Here is a 16,643-nt window from a genome sequence, read left to right on the forward strand (position 1 = left end):
TAAGTCTGAAGAACTCCCGGGAAGCACTCTACTGAATCGATACTTGTTCGCTGATTTATGCAGTTGTTTAACGCGACGAAACCGCATAGCTTGTGCGGTTTTAATCGATGTCGTTTTTATGAAGAAACATGCAGTGATAATCGAGCTGTTTGCGCGCAGGGCAGTGGTGGGAACGCTTCTGGTGGCATCGCTGCTGGCTGCATCGCAGGCTGCCGCCGTTCAGATCGTTCGCGTTGCTGCGGTGCATTTCCCGCCCTACATGGTCCGCCCCGAAAAAGGCGAGGACGCGGGTCTTCTGCCGCAGTTGGTGAAAGCCTTGAATGCCGAGCAGGACGATTATCAGTTCATCATGGTGCCCACCTCGGTGCCGCGCAGGTTCAGAGACTTTTCGGAAGGGCGTTTCGACATCGCGATCTTTGAAAATCCTGACTGGGGCTGGAAGGAGATCGCTCACGAGACCGTGGACCTTGGTCTTGAGGATGCTGAAGTCTACGTGGCCCGCCGAGCCGAAGGGCGTCAGCAGGACTATTTCAATGACTTGCATGACAAGCGTCTGGCGATCTTCAGTGGGTATCACTACGGGTTCGCCAACTTCAATGCCGATCAGAAATACCTGGCTGAGCATTTCAACATCACGTCCACCTATTCCCACGACAGCAATCTGCTGATGGTGCTACGTGGACGTGCCGACATCGCGCCCGTCACGCGCTCCTACCTTATCGATTTCATGTCGCACAACAAGGACGAGGCCTCACAATTGCTCGTCTCTGAACGTGTCGACCAGGTTTACCGGCAGTACGCACTCATGCGTCCGCATGGCGCCATAAACGGCGTGCGCTTCAGTGAGCTGTTGCAGAAGCTGCGTGAGGACGGGGAGTTGGACATTATCTTCAGGCCGTTGAACATCAAGGTCTTGCCGATGCAGGCCGGGGTCGTTCTGGAATGAAGCAGGGCTGACGGGCTCAAGCGCCTTTCAACCCTGAGGGTCAGCGGTCCTTGGCGTCCTTGGCGTCCATTTCGGCATTGCGCTCATGGACACGCTTGAGTTGTTCTTCGGTCAACGGCAGCTTTTTCGCCGTGTCGCGCAACATCATCAGGCCACCTACGATCGAGCCGATTGCAACCAACAGAATTAACCAGGCATACCAGGGCATAACGCTCTCCTTCTTGTGATACCGGTTTGAGCTGCGGTGCAGCCCATTGGTTCAAGTGTAAGCGTCATGCAGAGGCCGCGCGCGATCAATTCGCGTGCGGCCTCATGGGTTTGCGCAAGGGTAACGTCAGAGGCCGGTCAGCATGGCGTCGGCAGGTGCATCGGCGCGGGACTTGGCGGTCAGGCTGAAGTAGATGAAACCGATCGCCATCAGGCCGAGAAAGATCAGGCCGATCAGCATGTTGAACCAGGCCATTGCGATCAGGCACACCACCGCCAGGGCCAGTGCAATGCCTGGAACCACAGGGTAGCCGGGTGCACGGAACGAGCGCTCGAGTAATGGCTCGGCCTTGCGCAGCTTGAACAGGCTGAGCATGCTCATGATGTACATCACGATGGCACCGAATACCGCCATGGTGATCATCGCAGCGGTCAGTGTCATGCCGCCCAGGTTGATCAGTCCGTCGCTGTAGATGGCGGCGATCCCGATCAGGCCACCGGCGATGATTGCCCGGTGCGGCGTCTGGAAGCGCGACAGTTTGGCCAGCGACGCCGGAAGATAGCCGGCGCGGGCGAGGGCGAAGAATTGACGCGAGTAGCCCAGAATGATCCCGTGAAAGCTGGCGACCAGACCGAACAGTCCGATCCACACCAGCATGTGCAGCCAGCCGGAGCTGTCGCCGACCACGGCCTTCATTGCCTGCGGCAGCGGGTCATTGATGTTGGACAGGGTGCGCCAGTCGCCCACGCCGCCTGCAAACAGCATCACGCCCAGTGCCAGGGTCACCAGCGTCAGGATGCCGCTGATGTAGGCCTTTGGAATGGTGCGCTTCGGATCTTTCGCTTCCTCGGCCGCCATGGCTGCGCCTTCGATGGCCAGGAAAAACCAGATGGCGAACGGAATGGCTGCGAACATGCCCGCGATAGCCTCCGGGCCGAATGTCTGCGAACCCGCCCAGCCGTTCAGGGCGAAGTTGCTGAAGCTGAAGGCGGGCGCGACCACACCCATGAACACCAGCAGCTCGGCCACGGCAAGAATGCACACCACCAGTTCGAAGGTCGCCGCCAGCTTCACGCCCATGATATTGAGGGCCATGAACACAATATAGGCACCGACTGCGGCATGCTTGGGATCAAGCCCGGGATACTGCACGTTGAGGTACGCACCGATCGCCAGTGCAATGGCCGGTGGTGCGAACACGAATTCGATCAACGTTGCCATGCCGGCGATCAGGCCGCCTTTCTCTCCGAACGCGCGACGGCTGTAGGCAAACGGTCCGCCAGCGTGGGGAATGGCGGTGGTCAGTTCGGTGAAACTGAAGATGAAGCAGGTGTACATGGTCGCAACCATCAGCGCTGTTACCAGAAACCCCAGGGTGCCTGCCACACCCCAACCGTAGCTCCAGCCGAAGTATTCGCCGGAGATCACCAGCCCGACAGCGATCCCCCATAAATGCAGTGTGCCCAGCGTTGGCTTGAGTTGAGTGCTCATTGTTATCTCCCTGAGGTTCGAAATTCGTCGAAACATTTTGTTGCAGGGACTTGCAGAGGCCGTGCCAGTGCACGACAAACCGTCGTATTGCTTCAAAAGAGGTCGTTTGCAGAACGGATCGATGAATCGTTTCAGGTAGATGTGCGGCTTTGGTGCGTGCCGGTCTATGGGTGTTCTCTGCAAGTGCGGTTCGCAGGTGGTTTTCACGGCAATCGAGCTGACGTCTGAAATGGAGACCATACGCGTTGCAAATACCGATCTACGGGTCCCGTCCATCCGCAGGTTCGGCTACAATGCGCGCCGATTTCGACTTACCTGAGAACCCGCCCATGTCCGCCTGCCAGACTCCCGTTATCGTCGCCCTGGATTTCCCGACCCGAGAAGCCGCCCTGCGTCTGGCTGATCAGCTCGACCCCAAGCTGTGCCGGGTCAAGGTTGGCAAGGAACTGTTTACCAGCTGTGCGTCGGACATCGTCGAAACGCTGCGTGACAAGGGTTTCGAAGTGTTCCTTGATCTCAAATTCCATGACATTCCCAACACCACTGCGATGGCTGTCAAAGCCGCAGCAGAGATGGGCGTCTGGATGGTCAATGTTCACTGTTCGGGTGGCTTGCGGATGATGGCTGCGTGCCGTGAAGTCCTGGACCAACGCAGTGGCCCGCAGCCGCTGTTGATCGGCGTCACGGTATTGACCAGCATGGAACGCGAGGATTTGGCCGGTATCGGGCTGGATATCGATCCGCAGGTGCAGGTGCTGCGTCTGGCGGCGCTGGCGGAAAAGGCGGGTATGGACGGTCTGGTGTGTTCAGCGCTTGAAGCGCAGGCCCTGAAGACTGCTCACCCGTCATTGCAACTGGTGACGCCCGGCATTCGCCCGGCAGGCAGCGCGCTGGACGATCAACGCCGTATCCTGACCCCGCGTCAGGCACTGGACGCAGGTTCGGACTACCTGGTGATTGGCCGTCCGATCAGCCAGGCAGCCGATCCGGCCAAGGCGCTGGCAGCGGTGGTTGCCGAACTGGCATAACGGGCGACAAACCCAGTGGGTTGCAGCAAGACCTGTATACAAAGATGGCTGCTCGGCGTGGCGTGACTCAACGGGACGCTGCGTGCCAATGCCGGGCGTTGGCACGCTCATCTGACCCGGATGACGTCAATCCACCTTCAGCATCAACTTGCCGAAGTTCTCGCCGCTGAACAGCTTGAGCAGGGTTTCAGGGAAGGTTTCGAGACCTTCCTCGATGTGCTCCTTGCTCTTGATCTTGCCTTCCTTGACCCAACCCGCCAGTTCCTTGCCGGCTTCGCCGAAGCGGGCAGCGTGGTCCAGGACCACGAAGCCTTCCATCCGGGCACGGTTGACCAGCAGCGACAGGTAGTTGGCCGGGCCTTTGACGGCCGTGGTGCTGTTGTACTGACTGATTGCGCCACAGATCACGACGCGCGCGCCAACGGCCAGTTGGCTGAGCACTGCATCCAGAATGTCACCGCCGACGTTGTCGAAGTAAACGTTCACGCCATCCGGGCATTCACGTTTCAACGCTTTGTGAATGTCGCTCTCCGCCTTGTAGTCGATGGAGGCATCGAACCCCAGTTCTTCGGTCAGCAGGCTGCATTTTTCCTTGCCTCCGGCAATCCCGATCACGCGGCAGCCCTTGAGCTTGGCAATCTGCCCGGCAATGCTGCCCACGGCCCCGGCTGCGCCTGAAATCACAACGGTGTCGCCACTCTTCGGCAGACCGACGTCCAGCAGCGCAAAGTAAGCGGTCATGCCGGTCATGCCCAGCGCCGAGAGGTACAGCGGCAGTGGTGCGAGATTGGTGTCGACCTTGTAGAAGCCCTTGGGCTCGCCGACGAAGTAATCCTGAACGCCGATGGCGCCCTGCACATGATCACCCTTGGCAAATTTCGGGTTCCTGGACTCGATGACCTCGCCCACACCCAGTGCGCGCATCACTTCGCCAAGCTGAACGGGCGGGATGTAGGACTTGCCCTCGTTCATCCAGCCACGCATGGCAGGGTCCAGCGACAGGTATTTGTTTCTCAGCAGAATCTGGCCGTCTGCCAGTGCCGGGACAGGGACTTCCTGGTAAGTGAAATCATCCCGGCGCACGGCACCGGAAGGTCGTTTGGCGAGCAGGAATTGGCGATTGGAAAGATCAGTCATGGCAGGGCCTCCTAATAGAGTCAAAAAGGGATTCAAGCCTCGGACGGTAACTGAGGCAAGCGGCGGTCGTTGAGCGAATGCCGCCTGATCCATATGGTTGATAGGAGTCCCTGTGGGCGGCTGCGTTCAAATTGATACACGTTGCTGTCCCAGAGCACGTGGCTGCGCCTTGAGTCGGCCAGGCGAGTGCTCTACATTGGCCGTTCATTGAAGTACGGATCACTGGTATGTCCTCGACAAACTCGAACACCCTTCACCCCACGGTTCTGCGTGCAGGCGACGCCGTCGCACTGGTGTCTCCGGCCGGACCCGTTGACCCGCGCAAAATCGAATCGGCGGTCGAGGTTCTCAAGAGTTGGGGTCTACGCCCGCGGGTCTATCCTCATGCACTGGGTCAATATTCGTTTTATTCCGGCACTGACGAAGAGCGCCTTGCCGACCTCAATGCCGCGCTGGCTGATCCTGAAATCAGAGCCGTGATCTGCAATCGTGGCGGTTACGGCATGCAGCGGATCGTTCGCCAGGTGAATATGGATGCGGTACGCCGTGATCCGAAGCTGGTCACCGGTTTCTCTGACATCACCGCCTTGCACGGCGCGCTCTGGAGTCATGCACGTCTGGCGAGCATTCACGGTCCGGTCGCCACCCAGCTGGAACGCGGCGGGCTGTTTGCGAGCGGCATGCGCCACGTGTTGATGAGCACCGAACCTGTGCTGCTCAAGGCTGATCCTGCCGCGCCAAATGCCAGCGTGCGAACCGGCGGAACGGCGCAGGGTGTGCTGCTGGGCGGGAATCTGTGCATGTTGAGCACATCGGTTGGCACGCCGTTCATGCCTGATCTGACAGGCGCGATTCTGTTGCTCGAAGAGGTGAGCGAGGCCGCGTATCGGGTCGATCGGATGCTTACTCATCTGGGTAACTGCGGGATTCTCGAGCGTCTGGCAGGTATCGCGCTCGGTGAGTTCAGCCCTGCACCCAACACGGGAGGCACGATCAGTCCGGCCCATGTGTTGGCAGAACGCCTGAACAGTCTGGGTATCCCTGTGCTGGGTGGGCTGCCTGTGGGGCACGGGGATGCCAATCACGCCGTACCTCTGGGAACACAGGCCGTTCTGGACGCCGATGCCGGTACGCTGCTGGTGGCGGCAGCTGCTCGCGATTGAGCCTGCTTCAAGCTGCCCGGCGTGGACTTAGAATCAGCAGCGTCAGCACACCCGCCACAATGCCCCAGAACGCTGAACCGATGGAAAACAGCGTCAGCCCGGATGCCGTCACCATGAAAGTGATCAACGCCGGTTCACGTTCGCCGGGCTCGGCCATTGCGACCGTCAGGCCGTTGATGATCGAGCCAAACAGCGCCAGTGCTGCAATCGACAGCACCAGTTCTTTGGGAAAGGCGCTGAAGAGCGCGGCCAGCGTAGCACCGAACACGCCCGCCACTGCGTAGAAAATCCCGCACCAGATCGCGGCCGTATAGCGCTTGTCCCGATCTTCGTGGGCATGCGGGCCTGTGCAGATCGCTGCGCTGATGGCCGCCAGATTGACGCCGTGGGCACCGAACGGCGCGGTCAGCAACGAGGCGATACCCGTCACGGAGATCAGTGGCGAGGCAGGCGTCTGATAACCATCGGCTCGCAGTACCGCAATCCCCGGCATGTTCTGTGACGTCATGGCCACCACGAACAACGGGATGCCGATGCTGATGGTTGCCGCCAGTGAAAATTCGGGATTCGTCCAGACCGGCAAAGCCACTTCCAGTGTCAGCCCATCAAAATCGAGCAATCCGAGCAGGTACGACAAGACGACACCTGCCAGCAGTGCCGCCAGCACCGAATAGCGGGGAGAAAGGCGTTTGATGACCAGATAGGTCAGAAACATGCCGATTACCAGACCGGTACGATGCTGCACTGCGATGAAAATCTCGCTGCCGATCCTGAACAGAATGCCTGCCAACAGCGCCGCAGCAAGCGAGGCGGGCAGGCGTTTGACCATGCGTTCGAAACTGCCGGTCAGACCGCACAACGTGACCAGAATGGCGCACGTGATGAACGCGCCGATCGCTTGTGGGTACGTCACGCCACCCAGACTGGTGATCAGCAGTGCGGCCCCGGGCGTTGACCAGGCAACAGTGACTGGAGCGCGATAACGCAGCGAAAGGCCGATGCTGCACACCGCCATACCCATGAACAAGGCCCACAGCCATGATGAAATCTGCACGCTGGTCAGCGCTGCTGCCTGACCCGCCTGAAACATCAGCACCAGCGAACTGGTGCAGCCAGTCATCATGGCGATGAAGCCTGCCACAACGGAGGAGGGCGATGAGTCTGCCAAAGGACGCAGAGGCAGCTTCAGGTGAGGGTTCATGCGGGTCTTCCTTGAACGGCAGGCAGCAAAAGGCGCACAGCCTATACGGATCGCCTGACAGGCGTGCGGTACAGCGGCATAGGCAATCGCCGGAACAGTTATTTCGGTAATCAGACGACCTGAATCACTCGGTGTCCGAATGGGCGGGGCGAGCGCTGGACTGCAGCGTCTGGCCAAGCGCTTCATTGACGGTCATCCAGCCATCCACTGCGTCCTGGCCCGCGTCGGCGAATACGCGTTGCAGCAGTTTGACCTGTTCGCGGCGCAACGCCTGTTCAAATCTGATCCCTTCTTCGGTCAGCGCGAGCAGTCGCTTGCGCTTGTCGTTTTCGGGCGCCTCGCTGTGCACCAGATCCATGGCGATCAATTGCCGCAGCGGGGCGTTGAGGGCCTGTTTGCTGACGCCCAGGACGGTGAGCAGCTCCTTGACGCTCAAGTCGGGATAGCGCGCGATGAAAAACACGATGCGCTGGTGCACGCGACTGAAGCCGCGTTTGTCCAGCATTTCATCGGCCTTGGCAGTGAAGGCCTGGTAGCCAAAGAAAAAGGCTTCCATGGCGCGTTGCTGATTGGCGGGATTTTTAAGGTCAAGCATATTGACGTATCCGGGTAGCGCAGCGTAATTTAAGTCAACAAGTTTGACTCATTTATATTGGGCTCTGCCAGGGATATTGCCATGCCATTCTCCGAACGCGTTTCCCGCCTCAAAAGTTCTCTGATCCGTGAGATTCTTGCCGCTGCCCAGCGTCCGGAAGTCATGTCGTTCGCCGGTGGCCTGCCTGCCGAGTCCATGTTGCCCAGGGTCGAGTGGGCGCAGATGCCTGTCGCGCTGGGCCAGTACGGCATGAGCGAAGGTGAGCCGGCGCTGCGTGAGGCTCTGGCGGCGGAAGCCAGAACGTTGGGCATCCAGTGCGAAGCCAGTCAGGTCCTGGTGGTCAGCGGCTCGCAGCAGACGCTGGACCTGGCCGCCAAGCTGTACATAGACAAGGGCACGGAAATCCTGCTGGAAGCGCCTACCTATCTGGCTGCGTTGCAGATCTTCCAGCTCTTTGGCGCTAACTGCATTACGGTGCCTCTGCAGGTTGATGGCCCTGACCTTGTTGCCATGCGCCAGCGTCTGGAGCAGCACAAGCCTGCCTTTGCTTACCTGATCCCGACCTTTCAGAACCCTTCCGCCGTGCGCTATAGCGGCGCCAGTCGCGAAGCTGTGGCGGCATTGCTCGACGAATTCGGCGTAACCCTGATCGAGGACGAACCCTACCGCGAGCTGAGTTTCGACGGTGGCAGCGCCAGGCCCATCGTCAGCCGGTTGAAGACGTCCAGCTGGATCTATACCGGGACTGTCTCCAAGACTTTGCTGCCCGGCCTGCGCGTGGGGTATCTGATCGCCAGCCCTGATCTTTTCCCGCACCTGCTGCGCCTCAAACAGTCGGCCGATCTTCACACCAACCGCCTCGGGCAATGGCAGGCCCTGCAGTGGATCGGCACCGATCACTATCGTGAGCACCTGATGACGCTGCGTGAGTTCTATCGCAGCCGACGGGACGCGTTCGAACGTGCGCTGCAGGAGCACTTCAGCGATCTGGCTGAATGGAACAGCCCACAAGGTGGCCTGTTCTTCTGGCTGACCCTGCGCCAGCCGCTGGATACGCGCACATTGCTGGATGCCGCGCTGGCGCAGGACGTCGCCTTCATGCCCGGCGAACCGTTCTTTGCCGACCCTGACGCCAATCATGGCCATCTGCGACTCAACTTCAGTCACATTGATCCATCCCGGCTGGACGAAGGTGTGAAACGACTGGCGTCTGTCGTGCGCGCGGCACAGAATCTCAAGGCAGCCTGAATCGATTCGATCAGCAGGAACTTCGGTCATAGAAGGGGCAGGGCGATGTACAAGGTTTATGGCGATTACAACTCGGGCAACTGCTACAAGATCAAGCTGATGCTCAACTTGCTGAATATTCAGTACGAGTGGGTGCCGGTCGATATCCTCAACGGTGAAACCCAGACGCCGGCCTTCCTGGCGAAGAATCCCAACGGCAAGATCCCGGTTCTGGAACTTGAAGACGGCACGTGCCTGTGGGAGTCCAACGCGATTCTCAATTTCCTGGCCGACGGCACGGCTTACCTGCCGACCGAGCCACGCCTGCGTACACAGGTCCTGCAGTGGCAGTTCTTCGAGCAATACAGTCACGAGCCATCCGTGGCGGTTGCGCGCTTCATTCAGTTCTATCTGGGCTTGCCTGCCGAGCGCATGGTCGAGTATCGCGCCATGCAGAAGTCCGGCTACCGTGCGCTGGCCGTGATGGAGCAGCAACTGGATCGCACGCCGTTTCTGGTGGGCGAGCACTTCTCCATTGCCGACATCGCGCTCTACGCGTACACCCATGTAGCGCATCAGGGCGGCTTTGATCTGGCGCCTTATTCGGGCATCCGCAAGTGGCTGGATCGGGTCAAGGTCCAGCCGGGATACGTGGGAATGCTGGATTGATTGCAACTGAGTGAGCGGGCTTGTCCACGACAACCGTCAACCGATACACCGAGAAAAGGAACATTTCCATGCGTTTCGCGATAACTGTCCTGGCCGCCCTGATGGCGCTGGGCGTTGGCTGTTCAGCCCAGGCCGAGGACTGCGATGCCACGCAGGCAAGCATGAACCAGTGCGCGGCCAAAGAATTGACAGCTCTGGATGCCGAACTGAACACGCAGTACAACGCGCAGATGAACTGGCTGAAAAGCCCGGCAAAGAAGCAGGCGCTCAAGGACGCCCAGCGCAAGTGGATCGCGATGCGTGATGCCGACTGCCTGTATCAGGTGGGCAGGCGCGAAGATTCAGGGTCGATCTGGCCATTGCTTCAAACCCGGTGTCTGGCCGAGCAGACCAGGGTACGGATCAAGCAATTGAACGCTTACGTGGCCTGTCGGCAGGACGGTTGCCCGCGCTGAAATTGCGCGGGCGCCGGGTTCAGACTGCGCCGAAGCGCTTGTCCAGATAGTCGATGATGATGTTGGACTCATACATCCAGACCGTCTTGTCGCCTTCCTCGATGCGCAGGCACGGCACCTTGATCCTGCCGCCTTCGGTGAGCAGTGTCTGGCGATCCAGCTCATTGTTCTTTGCGTCGCGCAAGGCGACCGGAACGTTCAGGCGACGCAGCGCGCGGCGGGTTTTCACACAAAAAGGGCAGGCGTGGAACTGGTACAGCGTCAGGTTCTGCGCAGATTGGTCCACTGCAGCCTGGGCTGCCGGATCACGTTTCTTCTTGCTCGGGCGAGTGAGGAAATCGATGCCGATGACCAGTTGGCCGAGACCGACCCTGAGTGCTTTCATGAACACGATCACAACCTCTTGCGATAGGGGGATGGAGCAGCAGCCCCGCCGGAACGCGTGACTGCCAGCCGGGGATCACTTGATCAGGCTGAGAAACTCGCTGCGGGTCGCTGCGTTTTCACGGAACTCACCCAGCATCACTGAAGTGATCATGGCCGAGTTCTGCTTCTCGACGCCGCGCATCATCATGCACATGTGCTTGGCTTCGATGACTACCGCAACACCCAGCGCACCCGTAACCTGCTGAATGGCCTCGGCGATCTGACGGCTGAGGTTTTCCTGGATCTGCAGGCGGCGAGCGTACATGTCGACGATGCGTGCAACTTTCGAAAGGCCCAGCACCTTGCCATTCGGGATGTACGCGACGTGAGCCTTGCCAATGAACGGCAGCAAGTGGTGCTCGCACAGCGAATACAGCTCGATGTCCTTGACCATGACCATCTCGCTGGCATCGGAGCTGAACAGCGCCCCGTTGGTCACCTCTTCAAGGGTCTGCGCATAACCGCGACACAGGTACTGCATGGCCTTTGCGGCACGTTTCGGTGTGTCGAGCAGGCCTTCGCGGGAGACGTCTTCGCCCAGTTGCCCCAATATGGCGGTGTAATTCTGTTCCAGTGTCACAGGACTGTGTTTCCGTGTGGGTTTCGATAAACGCGAAGGCATGACCCCTTCGCCAAGGCGCACATAGTAACTTACGCGCAGTGACTGGTGCACGGCGGGGCTGCAAAACGGCGTTTTGTATCGGTTTGCTTACTCGATGGCAACGCACTGGCTACCCATTTTTCCTGGGTGACGCGGTCTGATGGACAGGTTTTCAAATACTGTCCGTTGAAAGAGTGAATCCGGGATGTTAAGTCGAATGGTAAAAGTGGCGATGTTCGCCGTCGTGTTGTCGTCAATGTCGGGCTGCTGGCCGTTCTGGCCCGGTCCGGGCGGACATGGCGGTGGCGGGGGAGGCGGCGGTCACCACCAGGGGCCTGGCGGTGGTCCGGGCTTCGGTCCTGGTGGCGGTCGCTAAGGTCAAGGGCGAAAGGCCGCCTTACTTTCCCATCGCCAGTACGCCATGGGGATGGCTATCAACGGGAGAGGGCGACAAGGAACAGCCGTTATCGCTGAGCTGATCGTCGTGAAAAGTATTTTGATGACGGGGCAGAGATAACCGCGGTCCAAAATGCCTGTGCTCTCAAATGGGGGGAGGCAAGCACTGAACTGCCAGCCGGGTGTTTGCCCGGCTATTCGTCGCGACCTTCCATCATCGTACGCTTGAGCATCACGTACACCGCGCCCGCGCCGCCGTGCCTGGCCAGGCATGAGCAGAAACCCAGAACCTGGGAATGCTGACGCAGCCAGGTGTTGACGTGGCTTTTGATCATCGGGCGCTTGCCGTCCAGTCGTACGGCCTTGCCGTGGGTGACACGCACGCAACGAATTTCAAGTTTCGTGGCTTCGGCCAGAAATTCCCACAGTGTTTCCCGGGCCAGCTCGACGTTCATGCCGTGCAGATCCAGCGTGCCTTCGAAGCTGATCTGCCCCAGCTTGAGCTTGCGCATCTGGCCTTCCTGAACGCCGTCGCGCGACCAGTTCAGCACGTCTTCAGGGCCGACATCGATCACGAACTGATCTGACAGGCCATCGACTGTCACCGCATCGGTGCGCACGGTCGCCGACTGGCGCAGGCGGGCCAGCAACTTTCGATCAGTTCTGGGTTTGCCGACATCGGCGTGTTCGTGTTTGATGGGCTTGACGCCACGCGTCTCGCTTCTGAACAGGGAAAAATCGTCGTCTTGCATGGGGCCTCCGCGAAGGGGGCTAGTTTAACCGGGAAGACGAAGCGCTCATTCGTGTTTTTTCATCAGGTGGGCTGACATGCTCAATCCACCGGAGCTGCGTGGTCCGCGACCGCTTCTGCGCCACAGCCACATGCCCAGGAAAAACACCAGCAGACCGGCCACGGCAACCACCGCAGCGCCCGCCGGATTGGCGTTCAGATCGCCGAGTGCCTGAGGATGCAGGATCAGACTGGACCCTCCGGTCAGGGCCAGCGCCACGCCGGATACCAGAAACACGAAGGCAATCGTCTTGCCGATTCGTGTCCGCCAGTTACTCCGCCCTTTGGGACGCAGCCTGCGGGCGTCGAAACCATCGGATATCTTCATTCCGGTTTCCTCAGTGTTTATCGGCGCTCTGACCAGAACAGGCGGACCTGGGTTCCCGTTCCGGACGCAAGGGAGGGTAATAAGGGATGGGCGGTTACGTGAAGTGCTTCACACAGCCTGCCCGCGGCGGCAGGGCTCAGATCAGGTCTTTGGTCAGTGCCAGTGTTGCAAAGTTGTCGGCCATGATCGCCATCTCGGTGCGATGCACGACCTGGGCGCTGACCACGCCGTGTGGGCTTGGCAGGTCGCGGGTGGCGCAGGCATCGTCGACCAGCGTGCAGCGATAGCCATAATCCTTGGTAGCGCGAACGGTCGTGCTGATGCTCGAGTGGCTCATGAATCCGCAGACCACCAGATCCAGATGACCCAGGCTCTGCAGCAGTTCATGCAATCCGGTGCCGTTGAAGGCATTGGGCAGGCGTTTTTCAACCAGATGTTCGTCTGCCTGTGGCAGGAGCTCCGGGACCAGTTGCCCGCGCTCGCCCTGAGGGTCGAACAGGCCGCCCACGGTTCCGAGGTGCCGGACATGCACGATCGGGCACTTCACGGCGCGGGCCTTGGCGACCAACTGGCCGATATTGGCCAGGGCTTCGTCGACGCCGGTAAGGGCCAGCGGACCGCTGAGGTATTCTTTCTGCGCGTCGATGATGATCAACGTGGCATTGCTCAGGCTGGCCGGCGCATGAACACGGCCGCTGAGTTGAAACATGGTCTTGATGGAAGGCATTCGAGGGCTCCTTTTGAATGGGGCTTTTGCGACATTGTCCTCTGGCTGAAGGGTTATGGGAATGGTCACTGTTGCAAGTCACGGTTTTAATGGCCTGCAGGGCATCTGGATGGCCGGATAGCTGGCGGTTTGCCTTGATGGCGGGTCGCGAATGGGCGAAACTTCCAGGCCTGCACGCGCCGCTCAGAGATCAGGCGCCTCGCTTCGTCCTGCACCCGGCCTTTTCAAGTGGCCTGTCGTTTTCTCAAGGAGTCTTTCCATGATCACTTCCCGCTTGCGTACCGTGCGCGACCACATTCGTTGGGCCGTCAGCCGGTTTCACGAGGAAGATGTATTTTTCGGTCATGGCACCGACAACGCCTGGGATGAAGCACGACAACTGGTGCTGGGCGCTTTGCACCTGCCTTGGGAAATTGCCGACAGCTACCTGGACTGCCGTCTGGAAGTGGATGAGATCTCCGAACTGCAAGGGTTGATCAAGCGACGCATCAACGATCGCATCCCGACGCCTTACTTGCTCGGTGAGGCCTGGTTCTGTGGCATGTCGTTCATTGTCGATGACCGCGTACTGATTCCGCGTTCGCCAATTGCCGAGCTGATCGAAGCGCGTTTTGCGCCCTGGCTGGCCAGCGAGCCGACCCGCATTCTTGACCTGTGTACCGGATCGGGCTGTATCGGCATCGCGTGTGCCGACGAGTTCAAGGACGCCGAAGTCGCCTTGGCCGACCTGTCGTACGATGCGCTTGAAGTCGCCAACCAGAACATTGAGCGCCACGGCATGGAAGACCGCGTCTACACCGTGCAGGGTGACGGCTTTGAAGGTCTGCCTGGGCAGCGCTTCGACCTGATCGTCTCCAACCCGCCGTATGTCGATGCCGAGGATTTTGCCGACATGCCGGACGAATACCAGCATGAGCCTGAACTGGCACTGGCCTGTGGCAGTGATGGATTGAATCTGGTACGTCGCATGCTCGCCGAGGCAGCCGACCACTTGACCGAAAAAGGTTTGTTGATCGTTGAGGTGGGCAACAGCCAAGTCCATGTCCAGGCGCTTTACCCTGAAGTCGACTTCGCCTGGCTGGACTTCCAGCGCGGCGGACATGGTGTGTTCATGCTGAGCGCCGAACAGTGCAGCGCGCATCAGGCACTGTTTCAGTCGAGGGTATAAATCCCGCGTGGCGGCCCATCAGGTGCCGCCGTATCAACGGTGGGTCGCGATCCAGATCAGCAGGCCCGCCTGAAATACCGCAAATGTCACCAGACAGGCAATCGTGAAGCGCAGGCTGCTGTCTTCGCGCTTGTACTTGCCGACCCGGTCCTCATGCTGGCGGATGGTGACTTCCTGCTCCAACAGGTTTTTCTCGGCTTTCTCCAGCATGTGCGAAGCTTCGAGAATCTCGATGATCTGCACCTTGTCGTTGTTCCAGGTGCTGTGCAGATTGCCAACGTGCACGTCCTTGATGCTGCCTTTCATGTGCTGGGCGTCGGCGTAAACCACCTCGAAACCCAGCGTGCGCAAAAAGTGGTCGCGACGCAGGCGCGTGTCCTCGTTGAGGCCGTCCTTGCTCGCCAGCGCGACGCTTTCGATCTTGTACGAAGACCATTTGCGTTGCGCCCAGTGCACGCCGTGTGCGATCAGAAAGCGCCCGATGCCGCGGTTCCATGGCTCGATCTGCAGGCCCGACTCAGGGCCGAAACGCACCATACGTTTTTCATGGTCCACCCAGATATCCAGATTGTTCTGTTCCTTGCGCACGCGCTGGCCGGGCAGCTGAATGTTGATGCGCAGCAGGCTCAGTTCCTTGCTGTGACGCTCGGCGCGCCCGAACTGAACGAAACGCAGCGGTCGCCCACCCGTGGCACGGTCGGTGGGCAACGGCGAAAGGCGCAGCATCTGGAAATTCTCCGGCACCACGTCTTCCCACGGCTGGGGTGGTGTGGGCGCAGCGGCTTCTGCGCTGTCGGGTGCAGCAACGGTTTCGGTCATGGCGGTATCAGTCATGGAGGCGGTCCTTTCCATGGCGTTGTGCAGCAAACACAAAGCCAGCATTCCGCTATCGGCAGTGTTTGCCCAGACTGAAGGGCCAGACGGCGGGTTTACAGATTACTGGCGTCAAATCTTCCCTCAGGCAGGCGGCAAAGCCTGGATGAAGCGCAGAATGCGGGCCGTAACCTGCCTGGCCAGCGGTTGAGTGGGATTGCGATAGGACAGCAGTTGTTGCTCCAGATTGTCAGGAACAATGCGCAAGACGTGATTCATGCCCTCGATCAGCGCCAGTTCGGCATCCGGTTTGGCTTTCTGAAGCAGCAACGCATCGCCCACGCCCACCTGAATGTCGTTTCTGCCCTGAACGATCAACGCAGGCATTGTCAGCGAGCCAAAGGCGGCGATAGGGTCCTGCCGAAACAGCGATATCAGATAAGGCTGCACACTCGGTCTGAACACCACTTCGAGTTCTTGCGGCACCTTGTCATCGGTCTTGCCTGCCTTCAGCTCGTCCAGCAGTTGGTTGCTGCGCTGTAACAGCTCGGGGGGCAGGCGCTCCTGAAATTGTTCGCGCAGCACCTGATCCACCGGGCGACCGGTGCCAGCAACCGATATCACTGCGGCAGCGTCGGCTTTCTCGGCGGCAAGGGCCGCCACCAGCGCACCTTCGCTGTGACCCAGCAGAATAAGCTGACCGAGGCGCGGGTTGGCGCGAATCGCTCTGACCCACAACTGCACGTCGGCCACGTAGCGTTCGACACTCAGGTCACGCTCATCGGGGGTCACCGCCTTGCTGGCCGCCACGCCGCGTTTGTCATAACGCACGCTGGCGATGCCGTGGGTGGCGAGGAAGACCGCCAGACGCTTCATGCTGTCGTTGCGTCCACCTTCAGGGTTATTGCCATCCCGGTCGGTGGGGCCGGAGCCTGCAATGATCAGCACGACAGGCACCGGCCTGTCTGCGCGTGGCATCAGCAGCGTGCCGTAAAGCTTGCCGTTTCCGGTGTCCACGTTCATGGGGCGTTGCACGACGTTGGGGGTGGCTGCGCTGACCGTTGCGGCGAACAGGCTGAGTATCAGTGTCATCGGCAGGATCAGCAGGCGCAGCATGTTTGAAGCTTTCATCGAAGAATTACCAGATAACATCGCAGGGCCATCATAGGGCAGGGTCTCGCTTGGACGCACGCCTTAACGGAAGGTTCGAGGATGAACTGTACGGCGAGCCTGCGTATACTGGCGCGCTTGATTCAATGATCTGGTTTTTTGGC

At 59.7% G+C, this 16,643-nt stretch carries 19 protein-coding genes; 7 read left to right on the top strand and 12 right to left on the bottom strand.

Annotation, left to right across the window (positions count from 1 at the left end; all coding sequences use genetic code 11):
• The first annotated feature begins 118 nt into the window (after positions 1 to 118).
• Entirely contained in the window at positions 119 to 946 is an 828-nt protein-coding gene (locus KDX39_RS12755) for a substrate-binding periplasmic protein (protein WP_184323310.1), read from the top strand.
• A 40-nt stretch (positions 947 to 986) separates the two neighbouring features.
• Here KDX39_RS12755 and KDX39_RS12760 read toward each other — a convergent pair whose 3' ends face one another.
• Together KDX39_RS12760 and eat are read right to left on the bottom strand one after the other, a co-directional pair.
• Positions 987 to 1,154, bottom strand: a complete 168-nt coding sequence (locus tag KDX39_RS12760; RefSeq protein WP_003378661.1) for a DUF2897 family protein — start codon at positions 1,152 to 1,154, stop codon at positions 987 to 989.
• 126 nt (positions 1,155 to 1,280) lie between these two features.
• On the bottom strand, positions 1,281 to 2,645 hold the full coding sequence (gene eat, locus KDX39_RS12765; RefSeq protein WP_184323208.1) for an ethanolamine permease: 1,365 nt from the start codon (positions 2,643 to 2,645) through the stop codon (positions 1,281 to 1,283).
• Between the two features lie 329 nt (positions 2,646 to 2,974).
• Here eat and pyrF point away from each other — a divergent pair, with 329 nt between their 5' ends.
• Entirely contained in the window at positions 2,975 to 3,673 is a 699-nt protein-coding gene (gene pyrF, locus KDX39_RS12770; protein WP_231660746.1) for an orotidine-5'-phosphate decarboxylase, read from the top strand.
• 126 nt (positions 3,674 to 3,799) lie between these two features.
• Here pyrF and KDX39_RS12775 read toward each other — a convergent pair whose 3' ends face one another.
• On the bottom strand, positions 3,800 to 4,810 hold the full coding sequence (locus tag KDX39_RS12775; RefSeq protein WP_231660609.1) for an NADP-dependent oxidoreductase: 1,011 nt from the start codon (positions 4,808 to 4,810) through the stop codon (positions 3,800 to 3,802).
• A gap of 227 nt (positions 4,811 to 5,037) precedes the next feature.
• Here KDX39_RS12775 and KDX39_RS12780 point away from each other — a divergent pair, with 227 nt between their 5' ends.
• Positions 5,038 to 5,973 (top strand): S66 peptidase family protein, encoded by a 936-nt coding sequence (locus tag KDX39_RS12780; protein WP_231660610.1) that lies wholly within the window; start codon positions 5,038 to 5,040, stop codon positions 5,971 to 5,973.
• Between the two features lie 7 nt (positions 5,974 to 5,980).
• Here KDX39_RS12780 and KDX39_RS12785 read toward each other — a convergent pair whose 3' ends face one another.
• Together KDX39_RS12785 and KDX39_RS12790 are read right to left on the bottom strand one after the other, a co-directional pair.
• A complete protein-coding gene (locus KDX39_RS12785; RefSeq protein ID WP_231660611.1) occupies positions 5,981 to 7,174 on the bottom strand; it encodes a benzoate/H(+) symporter BenE family transporter in 1,194 nt (397 codons plus the stop codon).
• 124 nt (positions 7,175 to 7,298) lie between these two features.
• Positions 7,299 to 7,769, bottom strand: a complete 471-nt coding sequence (locus KDX39_RS12790; RefSeq protein ID WP_210071614.1) for a MarR family winged helix-turn-helix transcriptional regulator — start codon at positions 7,767 to 7,769, stop codon at positions 7,299 to 7,301.
• An 81-nt stretch (positions 7,770 to 7,850) separates the two neighbouring features.
• On the opposite strand from KDX39_RS12790, the gene KDX39_RS12795 reads away from it, so the two are divergent.
• The 3 genes from KDX39_RS12795 (at position 7,851) to KDX39_RS12805 (ending at position 10,120) form a co-directional block, all read left to right on the top strand.
• Positions 7,851 to 9,017, top strand: coding sequence for an aminotransferase-like domain-containing protein (locus tag KDX39_RS12795; RefSeq protein ID WP_231660612.1), 1,167 nt, complete (start codon positions 7,851 to 7,853; stop codon positions 9,015 to 9,017).
• A 45-nt stretch (positions 9,018 to 9,062) separates the two neighbouring features.
• Positions 9,063 to 9,665 carry a glutathione S-transferase family protein gene (locus tag KDX39_RS12800; RefSeq protein WP_231660613.1) on the top strand — a complete coding sequence of 201 codons (603 nt, stop codon included), beginning with the start codon at positions 9,063 to 9,065 and terminating at the stop codon, positions 9,663 to 9,665.
• Between the two features lie 68 nt (positions 9,666 to 9,733).
• Positions 9,734 to 10,120, top strand: coding sequence for a lysozyme inhibitor LprI family protein (locus KDX39_RS12805; RefSeq protein WP_231660614.1), 387 nt, complete (start codon positions 9,734 to 9,736; stop codon positions 10,118 to 10,120).
• A gap of 19 nt (positions 10,121 to 10,139) precedes the next feature.
• Here the strand turns inward: KDX39_RS12805 and KDX39_RS12810 are convergent, their stop codons facing one another.
• The 5 genes from KDX39_RS12810 to KDX39_RS12830 form a co-directional block, all read right to left on the bottom strand.
• Positions 10,140 to 10,511, bottom strand: a complete 372-nt coding sequence (locus KDX39_RS12810; protein WP_180274364.1) for a glutaredoxin family protein — start codon at positions 10,509 to 10,511, stop codon at positions 10,140 to 10,142.
• Positions 10,512 to 10,580: 69 nt separating this feature from the next.
• Entirely contained in the window at positions 10,581 to 11,126 is a 546-nt protein-coding gene (gene folE, locus KDX39_RS12815; protein WP_002552836.1) for a GTP cyclohydrolase I FolE, read from the bottom strand.
• Between the two features lie 611 nt (positions 11,127 to 11,737).
• Positions 11,738 to 12,295, bottom strand: a complete 558-nt coding sequence (locus KDX39_RS12820) for a Smr/MutS family protein (protein ID WP_099228987.1) — start codon at positions 12,293 to 12,295, stop codon at positions 11,738 to 11,740.
• Positions 12,296 to 12,340: 45 nt separating this feature from the next.
• Positions 12,341 to 12,661 carry a hypothetical protein gene (locus tag KDX39_RS12825; protein ID WP_099228986.1) on the bottom strand — a complete coding sequence of 107 codons (321 nt, stop codon included), beginning with the start codon at positions 12,659 to 12,661 and terminating at the stop codon, positions 12,341 to 12,343.
• Positions 12,662 to 12,797: 136 nt separating this feature from the next.
• The gene (locus tag KDX39_RS12830) at positions 12,798 to 13,388 is read right to left on the bottom strand and encodes a cysteine hydrolase family protein (RefSeq protein WP_029242943.1); all 591 of its coding nucleotides are present in this window, start codon (positions 13,386 to 13,388) and stop codon (positions 12,798 to 12,800) included.
• Positions 13,389 to 13,647: 259 nt separating this feature from the next.
• Between KDX39_RS12830 and prmB the strand changes: the two genes are divergently transcribed.
• Positions 13,648 to 14,556 carry a 50S ribosomal protein L3 N(5)-glutamine methyltransferase gene (gene prmB, locus KDX39_RS12835; protein ID WP_099228984.1) on the top strand — a complete coding sequence of 303 codons (909 nt, stop codon included), beginning with the start codon at positions 13,648 to 13,650 and terminating at the stop codon, positions 14,554 to 14,556.
• Positions 14,557 to 14,589: 33 nt separating this feature from the next.
• Here the strand turns inward: prmB and KDX39_RS12840 are convergent, their stop codons facing one another.
• On the bottom strand, positions 14,590 to 15,390 hold the full coding sequence (locus tag KDX39_RS12840) for a hypothetical protein (protein ID WP_099228983.1): 801 nt from the start codon (positions 15,388 to 15,390) through the stop codon (positions 14,590 to 14,592).
• Between the two features lie 123 nt (positions 15,391 to 15,513).
• Positions 15,514 to 16,521, bottom strand: a complete 1,008-nt coding sequence (locus KDX39_RS12845; RefSeq protein ID WP_231660615.1) for an alpha/beta hydrolase — start codon at positions 16,519 to 16,521, stop codon at positions 15,514 to 15,516.
• Positions 16,522 to 16,643: the final 122 nt, after the last annotated feature.

This window comes from Pseudomonas sp. CDFA 610 (assembly GCF_021147865.1).
In the GTDB taxonomy this organism is placed as follows: domain Bacteria; phylum Pseudomonadota; class Gammaproteobacteria; order Pseudomonadales; family Pseudomonadaceae; genus Aquipseudomonas; species Aquipseudomonas alliivorans.

Bases quoted from the DNA above. Each gene is read 5' to 3' on its own strand.
- KDX39_RS12755 (WP_184323310.1), top strand. From the start codon at position 119: ATGAAGAAACATGCAGTGATAATCGAGCTGTTTGCGCGCAGGGCAGTG.
- KDX39_RS12760 (WP_003378661.1), bottom strand. From the start codon at position 1,154: ATGCCCTGGTATGCCTGGTTAATTCTGTTGGTTGCAATCGGCTCGATC.
- eat (WP_184323208.1), bottom strand. From the start codon at position 2,645: ATGAGCACTCAACTCAAGCCAACGCTGGGCACACTGCATTTATGGGGG.
- pyrF (WP_231660746.1), top strand. From the start codon at position 2,975: ATGTCCGCCTGCCAGACTCCCGTTATCGTCGCCCTGGATTTCCCGACC.
- KDX39_RS12775 (WP_231660609.1), bottom strand. From the start codon at position 4,810: ATGACTGATCTTTCCAATCGCCAATTCCTGCTCGCCAAACGACCTTCC.
- KDX39_RS12780 (WP_231660610.1), top strand. From the start codon at position 5,038: ATGTCCTCGACAAACTCGAACACCCTTCACCCCACGGTTCTGCGTGCA.
- KDX39_RS12785 (WP_231660611.1), bottom strand. From the start codon at position 7,174: ATGAACCCTCACCTGAAGCTGCCTCTGCGTCCTTTGGCAGACTCATCG.
- KDX39_RS12790 (WP_210071614.1), bottom strand. From the start codon at position 7,769: ATGCTTGACCTTAAAAATCCCGCCAATCAGCAACGCGCCATGGAAGCC.
- KDX39_RS12795 (WP_231660612.1), top strand. From the start codon at position 7,851: ATGCCATTCTCCGAACGCGTTTCCCGCCTCAAAAGTTCTCTGATCCGT.
- KDX39_RS12800 (WP_231660613.1), top strand. From the start codon at position 9,063: ATGTACAAGGTTTATGGCGATTACAACTCGGGCAACTGCTACAAGATC.
- KDX39_RS12805 (WP_231660614.1), top strand. From the start codon at position 9,734: ATGCGTTTCGCGATAACTGTCCTGGCCGCCCTGATGGCGCTGGGCGTT.
- KDX39_RS12820 (WP_099228987.1), bottom strand. From the start codon at position 12,295: ATGCAAGACGACGATTTTTCCCTGTTCAGAAGCGAGACGCGTGGCGTC.
- KDX39_RS12825 (WP_099228986.1), bottom strand. From the start codon at position 12,661: ATGAAGATATCCGATGGTTTCGACGCCCGCAGGCTGCGTCCCAAAGGG.
- KDX39_RS12830 (WP_029242943.1), bottom strand. From the start codon at position 13,388: ATGCCTTCCATCAAGACCATGTTTCAACTCAGCGGCCGTGTTCATGCG.
- prmB (WP_099228984.1), top strand. From the start codon at position 13,648: ATGATCACTTCCCGCTTGCGTACCGTGCGCGACCACATTCGTTGGGCC.
- KDX39_RS12840 (WP_099228983.1), bottom strand. From the start codon at position 15,390: ATGACTGATACCGCCATGACCGAAACCGTTGCTGCACCCGACAGCGCA.
- KDX39_RS12845 (WP_231660615.1), bottom strand. From the start codon at position 16,521: ATGTTATCTGGTAATTCTTCGATGAAAGCTTCAAACATGCTGCGCCTG.